Source organism: Plebeiibacterium sediminum, from assembly GCF_026013605.1.
GTDB classification, from domain to species: Bacteria; Bacteroidota; Bacteroidia; order Bacteroidales; family Marinilabiliaceae; genus Saccharicrinis; species Saccharicrinis sediminus.
In genome coordinates this window covers 1-7,989 of record NZ_JAPDPJ010000117.1, presented here as the reverse complement: position 1 = coordinate 7,989, position 7,989 = coordinate 1, and the positions used below count along the sequence as shown (strand labels likewise).

Here is a 7,989-nt window from a genome sequence, read left to right as displayed (position 1 = left end):
ACTCAAACAAAAACGATTTTTAATCGTCAAGCTAATCTTGTTTTTTGGTTCACTGGCTGAGGCCGATCTAGAACCTGCTAAAGAATTGAAATATTTTTTTTATTTAGGACAGATGTAGTTTTTAAAGTATACCATTTAACTGCCCCATCCCTTAAATAATCTTCATTTAATAAAAAAAGTATTAGTTTTAAAATTCAAACTATTCAAAACAATATTAAACGAAAAGAATATCATGAATTTTAAATCTATTGGCTTACTGCTGATATCTCTGGTTACGATATCTGCTGTATCTTTTGCCCAAAAATCAAAAAAAGACACCATTAAAGTTTTCTTGTTAGCTGGCCAGTCGAATATGGATGGCTACGGCTATGTAAAAGATTTACCTAAAGACTTAAGTAAAACTCAAAAGGACATCTGGATTTTCCATGGAAACTCAGCTGCCGATGACGATACTAAAAAGGGTAGCAAAGGAATGTGGGCACAATTAAAACCCGGGCATGGAGTTGGTTTTAATACTGATGGCGAAAAAAACAACCTGTCGGACCGCTTTGGTGTTGAATTATCTTTTGCACAACGCATCCAGGAATTATATCCAAACGATAAAATTGCCATTATTAAATACTCCAGAGGAGGAACTGCTATTGACACGTTGGTAGGAAGTGGCGCAGGATGCTGGGAGCCTGATTTTAATGGAAAAACTGGAATCAATCAATACGATCATTGCTTAAAAACCATACAAAATGCATTTAGTGTAAATGATATTAATAATGATGGTAAAGAAGATGTGTTGGTTCCTATGGGCATTGTTTGGATGCAAGGAGAATCGGATGCACATTCAGAAGAAACCGGTTTAAGATATTACTATAACCTAAAGCGTTTGATGAACTTGTTAAGAGCAAGTTTACGTGTTGATGATCTTCCTGTAGTGGTTGGTAAAATTTCAGACTCATGGAATGATCCTGATGGTAAAGTTTGGGATTGGGGAGAATTAGTTCAGTATGCTGAGGAAAAATTTGCTAAAACAGATGCCAAAGCTGGTATTGTAAGAACCACCAGATATTATAAATACTCTGACAAATGGCATTATGATAGTCCTGGCTTTATTGATTTAGGAAAACAATTTGCCAATAAGGCTTATGAGCTAAACGAAGGTAAAGCTCCTGAAGCAAAATAAATATAAGCTGAAAATAATTTTAACCACCAAGATACAACGGCGCTAAGTTTTTTTTGTAATTCTCTGTGCCCTTTTGCCTTGGTGGTTAAGAATAAAACTTTTATAAATGCTCTTTAACTGTTGGTTGCACTACTGTTAACATACCCTCATTTCCAAAGGCAGAATATAATGAATACATCATTCTATCATATTTTTCATTATACTCTTCAACATAGTTTCCCATTTCCATAAAATCAATAACCTTGCGCATAGGTTTGTCGCCAAAAGGCATACCTAATAAATTAGCAATGGCAATGGCCACATTTTCCGGACGCTGTTCTGCGTAATGTGTGAGCGCTTCCTGGAAACCTTCAAATGTTGCATTTACTGATCTCATAAAAGTTCCATATGATTTATTACGACTCCTGTCATGTGGTTTAATTAAGTTTTCTTTGAAAGTGGTTGGGAAACCACCGGGCTCAACAATACAGCATTCTATACCAAAGCGAGACAGCTCCACTCTGTAGTTTTCTGCCATAGCCTCCAAAGCCCATTTTGAAGCATTGTATATACCATAGAAAGGCATTGCTACTCGTCCTAACAAACTTGACACAAACAGTATTGTTCCCCGCTGCTGTTCTCGTAAATAAGGTAAAGCAGCCCGGGTTACGCGTTGAACGCCAAACACATTCACATCAAAAACCTTTTTCATGTCTTCAGGAGTAAAATGCTCTTGCATTCCTAAAGCGCCAACACCAGCATTATTAATCAGAATATCCAGACCATCCATTTCTTCAATGGCCTGATTTACTCCATTATTCACACTGCTTTCATCAGTTACATCCATTTCAATCATATGGATGCCCATTCGTTTCAGATCATTAATAACAACCTCATTCCTATTCAAGTTTCGTGTGGTTCCGGCAACTTCGTAACCTCTTGCCGTTAATTCTTTACATATCAAAAAGCCAAAACCGCCACTAGCTCCTGTAATCAGTACTTTATTTTTCATGACTTTTAATTTTTATATGTTTTATCTATAAAGTTACAACCAAATCGGGATTTTGGCCAGAGTACACACCATGTCTTTTTATATTTAATCACATAGTAATCAAACAAATATCCCATCTAAAAAGTCTGAAAACATTAGAAACAAAAAGCTATAGTTTATAGAAGTATTAAAATCTGATGCAATAAGCCAATTATAGTTCTTAAAATGATACTATATTAGTGATGAAATTGAATTTAACCCAACTTGCCCCTGTAAAACAAACCCTTTATTCAGAATCTTAATTTTAATAAGAAATATTAATGTGCCCTATAAATTGTTCTTCTTTGCAAGACGATATTACTATAGAAAATCAATGAAATTAAATCGTATATGAAAACATTCTACACCTTGTTAACGGCCATTTTAATACTGGCATCTTGCACATCAAAAAAACAAACTAAAGTATTCTCGCCCAACCATAAAATTGAGGCATTTGTTGATGTAAAAAATCAATTAAATTATTCTGTGGTTTTTAATCGGGACACTATCATTAAAAATTCTGGCATTCAATTGATTTTAAAAGATCAGATCACCTTAAAGGATTTTGAAATCCTTACTACATCAACCAAAATCGTTAATGAAAAATGGGATCGCATTTGGGGAAAACGCAAAGAAGTTACCAACAACTACACCGAATTACAACTGCAATTACATGAAACAAAAGCTGATATTTTAATTGATTTATATGTTCGGGCTTATAACGATGGAATTGCCCTGAGATATGGATTCCCTGAACAAGATCATTTAACAGAATTTGAATTGAGTCAGGAAAGAACTGAATTTACTTTTGATCAGAATTATAAAGTTTGGCGAGCAGATTACAAAACCTACAAATCATCGCAGGAACAAGAGTTTTTAAATGTAACAATATCTGACATTCAACCAAACCAGCTGATTGGAATGCCTTTACTGGTTGAATTGCAAAATAAAAGCTATGCAGCCATCACCGAAGCAAATTTAACCAATTGGTCCGGAGCTTTTCTGAAAAAGATTGACGAAACTATGGTTACTGAACTCGCTCCATATCCTAATGATTCATTGGTGGCGGTGAAAAGAAATACTCCTGCCGTTTCTCCATGGCGTGTTATTATGCTTGCAGATCAACCCGGAAAACTAATTGAATCGGATATCATCGCAAATCTAAACGAACCACTGGCAATAAAAGATCCATCATGGATAAAACCTGGTGCTTCGGCCTGGGATTGGTGGTGGAGTAATAAATATGCTCCCGCAGCAGATTTTGAATTGGGACCAAATCAGGAAACCATGAAGTATTTTATAGACTTTGCGGCTGAAATGGGTTGGGAATACCAAATTGTAGACTGGCAATGGTATGGCGAGCCTTTTGCTGCCGATGGAGATGCCAATCCGGATGTGTATATTACCCAATACATTGATGGCATTAATATTCCGGAATTGGTAAAATATGCCAACTCAAAAAACGTAAAACTGGTAATATGGGCACATTGGAAACACATTCAAAAGCAAATGAATGAAGCTTTTCCATTATATGAAAAGTGGGGTGTTTCTGGTGTAAAAATCGATTTTATGGACAGGCAAGATCAGGAAATGGTAAACTTTTATCACGATGTTGTAAAAAAAGCAGCAGAACATCATCTGGTTATTGATTTTCATGGCGCATATAAACCTACAGGTGTAAGCAGAACCTATCCAAACTTAATTACCAGGGAAGGTGTGATGGGCAATGAATATTCAAAATGGAGCAACAGAGTAACTCCGGAACATAATGTTACATTGCCTTTTACACGAGGATTACTTGGTGAAATGGACTATACTCCGGTTGCTTTTAGAAACGTTACTCCTGAAGAATTTTTGTCTGAGGGAGAATCAAAAGATCATTCCCCCATGGTTCAATCAACCAGATGCCATCAGTTAGCCATGCCTGTAGTTTACGAAAGTGCATTTACGGTATTCTGCGACTCTCCGGATAATTATAAAACAGGTATTGGTCTTGAGTTTTTACAAGCTGTACCAACAACCTGGGATGATAGTAAAGTTGTTAATGCAGCTGTGGGTGACTACATTACAATGGCACGAAAATCAGGAAACACTTGGTTTATTGGAGGCATGACTGACTCAAGCGAACGTGAATTCAACATTGATTTTTCGTTTTTAGATGAAGGAACGTACAAGATGATCCTTTTTAAAGATGCAGATGATGCCAACGAAAATCCATCGCATGCACAAAAAGAAGAATTAACGCTTACAAACAAAGATCATTTTAGCATCAAAATGGCTAAAGGTGGTGGTTTTGCTGCTATTGTTGAAAAACAGTAAAGCCCTATCCGGTTTTTGAACATTATGATATCACTTCTGTTTGCTGAATAATTAAAGATTCAGACAAACAGAAGTTTTTTTATTGTAGAATATAATAACCATGAAACAAAATAATTACCCAAACAAAGTACGACGATTAGAATTTGAACCAGAAAACACAATTTTTGAGTTCTATGAGAATGGAGCATTAGATCAGCAGATTACATTACCCATTGGTTATCAATCTATCACCAAAAAATATTTCAAAAATGGTATTCCGACAGAAGCTGGTGCCGAATATGCTATTAATGATATTGAGGATGCACTAATGAGTAATAAGAGCCTGATAAATAATGATGCCTTGCTTGTGACAAACAATCAAAAACTGGCAGAAGCTTTAATCAAAAACGGCTTAAATCAAGAAATCTATTCGCGCAAAACCATTGAAGATTTATTCAACAATTTTGCACGCATCATTATGGGGTCACCTAACTCCATGATGTCCACAGAAATGTCGGGAGAAGAGTTTGCTCTTATTCTTATTTTACGAGAAATATTACATCATTTAGATTTTGATTCCGTTAAAGTTACCGCATGAGAATTCTCTGATTAATCATCAGAAGAAACTTCTTCTTTAGCCTTACTTGTTGTAACCAGGTATACCCCGCTAAACACTAACAAAATGGCTAAAACTTTAAACCATCCAAAGTGATCAATCTGTAATAGAACAGCAGCAATAGAAGCCACAATAGGTTGTACATTATTGTACATTGTGGCTACTGTTGGTCGCAAATATTTTTGGGCTATAGGAATCATCATATAAGATAAAAAAGTAGATCCCAATACGATAAATGCTAATTCCCCAATGATAGAACCGGACATGTTTTGGTAATCAAGTGTTGATAACTGCGACCAGGTAAGTGGCAGATAAATTACAGAACTAAATAAAAACATCCATTTCATTAAGGTAATAGGCGAATACCTGCTAATAATATTTTTAAAGAACACGAAATAGATGGCATAACTCAACTGAGCCAAGAAACAGAGTAAAATCCCAATAAAACCAATATCTTCACTCCCACTTGTCGACGAACTGTTCAAAATAATTGTTAAAGCCCCCGTGGCACCGATCACAATACCCACAAGCTTTTTCCAGGTAATGGGTTCTTTTAAATAAAATGCGGCTATAATCATTGCCACAATAGGTAATGTTGTGGTTACTATAGAAGCATTTATAGGTGAAGTATATGATACGCCTAAAACAAACACACCCTGATTTAGTATAATACCAAATAAGGCTGCCAAAACCAGCCACATTAAATCTTTAACAGGAACCTTTTCCTTGGGAATAAATAAGGAGGCTGTCCAAAATGCCAGAGCTGCCCCCATTACACGAAAGGCAACAATTGTCCAAGCATTGATATTACTGTTTAAAACAACCGTTTTAACAAATGGAGCCATTAATCCCCAGGCCATGTTTGCAACAATCATTGCTACGTGACCTTTAACCTTATTGATGTGCATGTTTTTATTTGCAAAAGTGAGAAAAGAATATCAATCGTGATTTTATTTCTTATTAAAAAACATTAAATCAGATTGTTTTACACTTAATTAACACATTTACAAACAACAAGTAGTCGATTTCTATGTTAGTTTTATATCCATCATTTACTAATAAACACACATTATCAATAAATTATTTATATGACAAAAATTTATTACATCCTTTTGATAAGCACATTAATAAGCTGCTCCATCTCAAACAATAAGGAAAAAGAAACTGAAGAAAAGGTTATTTCTTCTGAAGAAAATTCACTGGCCAGTGATTTAAACAAACGAAAAGAAGCTTTTTCTGCAAAAGCTTCTGATTACACAAAGAAAATTTATGCAGAAGGTATTCAATCCATAGTTAATGATAATGTTGTTGAAAATGCGCTTCAGGTAGGAGATACAGCCATTAACTTTACCTTGAAAAACGCATTAAATAAAGACATTACATTATACGACAAGCTTAAAGACGGTCCTGTAATTTTGATGTGGTATAGAGGTGGTTGGTGTCCATATTGCAACCTAACCTTAAATCACATGCAAGCATCTTTACCTGAGTTTAAACAATACAATGCAAACCTATTGGCTTTAACTCCGGAATTGCCTGACAGCACCTTATCAACACAAGATAAAAATGCACTAAAATTTGATGTATTAAGTGATATTGACAATAAGGTTGCAGGCCAATACAAAGTTGTATTTAATCTAACAAGCGATGTTGCTGATGCATACGAACAAAACTTTGGTTTAAGCAAATACAACGGAAATAGTTCTGCTCAATTACCATTAGCTGCAACTTATATTATCGGAACTGATAAAGTGATTAAATATGCCTTTCTGGATGCGGATTATAGAAATAGAGCTGAACCTAAAGAAATCATATCCGTACTTAAAACATTATAAAAAATTAGCACTTACTTGTAAGTAACACTGAACTATAGCAAGGCTTTGTAACTTTTATATCACATTCAAATTAGGATATAATGGTTACAAAGCCTTTTCTTTTTCCTATTTTTGAAAACGCTATAAAATGAATGGTCCTGCATTCAGTTGACACATAAACATGAAAGAAATAAACATTGAATCCTGGAACAGAAAAGAGCATTATGAGTTCTTCTCCACATTTAAAAGTCCACATTTTGGTTTTACTGCAAATGTTAACTGTACCAAAGCTTATAAACTAGCAAAGGAGAATCATATCTCATTTTTTGCCTATTACTTTCACAAATCAATTATTGCGGCAAATGCAATAAGAGAATTTAAGCTGCGAATTATTGACCATAAAGTTTACGAACTGGATCAAAATCATGCAGGATCAACCATTGCCAGAGATGATCATACTTTTGCCTTTTCGTACATAGACTTTGATGAAGATTTTGATGTATTTAATAGCAGGTTACAGAAAGAAATTGAGGCGGTTAAAAATTCAACCGGATTAAGATTAGATCCGGATAAGAACAATGTTGAGTATATCAGATACACAACCATCCCATGGGTAAGTTTTACTCAGATTATACATCCATCAAATATAGATAATACAGATTCTGTTCCCAGAATTTCATTTGGTAAATTCTTTAAAGAAAATGGAGCACTGCTTATGCCTGTATCTGTAGAGGGACATCATGGATTAATGGATGGTTACCATATTTCAGAGTTTTTCAGGATTTTTGAAGAGTTATTGAACAGCTAGATCCATAGATTTTAGATGATAGATTCACTAAAACAAAAAAGGAGCCTTTCGACTCCTTTTCCTCTGATATAGTGTTTTTGTATTTTACATTTCAATAATGGTAACCTCACTCCTTCTGTTGGCCTGATGTTCTGCTTCTGAACATTCCACACCATCGGCACATTTATTTTTCAGACGAGTTTCTCCATAACCTTTTGCTATAACCCGACTTTTATCAATACCTCTGTTTACCATATATGTAACCGCAGATTCGGCTCTTTTTTGCGATAA

General features: G+C 35.0%; 8 protein-coding genes. 5 read left to right on the top strand and 3 right to left on the bottom strand.

The features are described 5' to 3' along the window. The first annotated feature begins 232 nt into the window (after positions 1-232). Complete coding sequence (locus OM075_RS23760; RefSeq protein WP_301193053.1) at positions 233-1,174, top strand: sialate O-acetylesterase; 942 nt, start codon at positions 233-235, stop codon at positions 1,172-1,174. A 100-nt stretch (positions 1,175-1,274) separates the two neighbouring features. Here the strand turns inward: OM075_RS23760 and OM075_RS23755 are convergent, their stop codons facing one another. Beyond that, positions 1,275-2,165: an SDR family oxidoreductase gene (locus tag OM075_RS23755; RefSeq protein WP_301193052.1), complete on the bottom strand. Its 891-nt coding sequence runs from the start codon at positions 2,163-2,165 to the stop codon at positions 1,275-1,277. A 369-nt stretch (positions 2,166-2,534) separates the two neighbouring features. On the opposite strand from OM075_RS23755, the gene OM075_RS23750 reads away from it, so the two are divergent. Both OM075_RS23750 and OM075_RS23745 read left to right on the top strand, forming a co-directional pair. After that, positions 2,535-4,502 (top strand): glycoside hydrolase family 97 protein, encoded by a 1,968-nt coding sequence (locus OM075_RS23750; RefSeq protein ID WP_301193051.1) that lies wholly within the window; start codon positions 2,535-2,537, stop codon positions 4,500-4,502. A 100-nt stretch (positions 4,503-4,602) separates the two neighbouring features. Then, positions 4,603-5,079: a hypothetical protein gene (locus OM075_RS23745; RefSeq protein ID WP_301193050.1), complete on the top strand. Its 477-nt coding sequence runs from the start codon at positions 4,603-4,605 to the stop codon at positions 5,077-5,079. A gap of 11 nt (positions 5,080-5,090) precedes the next feature. On the opposite strand, the gene OM075_RS23740 is transcribed toward OM075_RS23745, so the two are convergent. Beyond that, positions 5,091-6,005 carry a DMT family transporter gene (locus tag OM075_RS23740; protein ID WP_301193049.1) on the bottom strand — a complete coding sequence of 305 codons (915 nt, stop codon included), beginning with the start codon at positions 6,003-6,005 and terminating at the stop codon, positions 5,091-5,093. 180 nt (positions 6,006-6,185) lie between these two features. On the opposite strand from OM075_RS23740, the gene OM075_RS23735 reads away from it, so the two are divergent. Continuing rightward, positions 6,186-6,932: a peroxiredoxin-like family protein gene (locus OM075_RS23735; RefSeq protein WP_301193048.1), complete on the top strand. Its 747-nt coding sequence runs from the start codon at positions 6,186-6,188 to the stop codon at positions 6,930-6,932. A gap of 160 nt (positions 6,933-7,092) precedes the next feature. Next, a complete protein-coding gene (locus OM075_RS23730; protein ID WP_301193047.1) occupies positions 7,093-7,719 on the top strand; it encodes a chloramphenicol acetyltransferase in 627 nt (208 codons plus the stop codon). An 84-nt stretch (positions 7,720-7,803) separates the two neighbouring features. On the opposite strand, the gene OM075_RS23725 is transcribed toward OM075_RS23730, so the two are convergent. Next, a partial coding sequence (locus tag OM075_RS23725) for an OmpA family protein (RefSeq protein WP_301193046.1) occupies positions 7,804-7,989 on the bottom strand: 186 nt, incomplete at its 5' end.

What these genes read in the sequence shown, in the direction of transcription:
- OM075_RS23760 (WP_301193053.1), top strand. Translation starts at nt 233, where the DNA reads ATGAATTTTAAATCTATTGGCTTACTGCTGATATCTCTGGTTACGATA.
- OM075_RS23745 (WP_301193050.1), top strand. Translation starts at nt 4,603, where the DNA reads ATGAAACAAAATAATTACCCAAACAAAGTACGACGATTAGAATTTGAA.
- OM075_RS23740 (WP_301193049.1), bottom strand. Translation starts at nt 6,005, where the DNA reads ATGCACATCAATAAGGTTAAAGGTCACGTAGCAATGATTGTTGCAAAC.
- OM075_RS23735 (WP_301193048.1), top strand. Translation starts at nt 6,186, where the DNA reads ATGACAAAAATTTATTACATCCTTTTGATAAGCACATTAATAAGCTGC.
- OM075_RS23750 (WP_301193051.1), top strand. Translation starts at nt 2,535, where the DNA reads ATGAAAACATTCTACACCTTGTTAACGGCCATTTTAATACTGGCATCT.
- OM075_RS23730 (WP_301193047.1), top strand. Translation starts at nt 7,093, where the DNA reads ATGAAAGAAATAAACATTGAATCCTGGAACAGAAAAGAGCATTATGAG.
- OM075_RS23755 (WP_301193052.1), bottom strand. Translation starts at nt 2,165, where the DNA reads ATGAAAAATAAAGTACTGATTACAGGAGCTAGTGGCGGTTTTGGCTTT.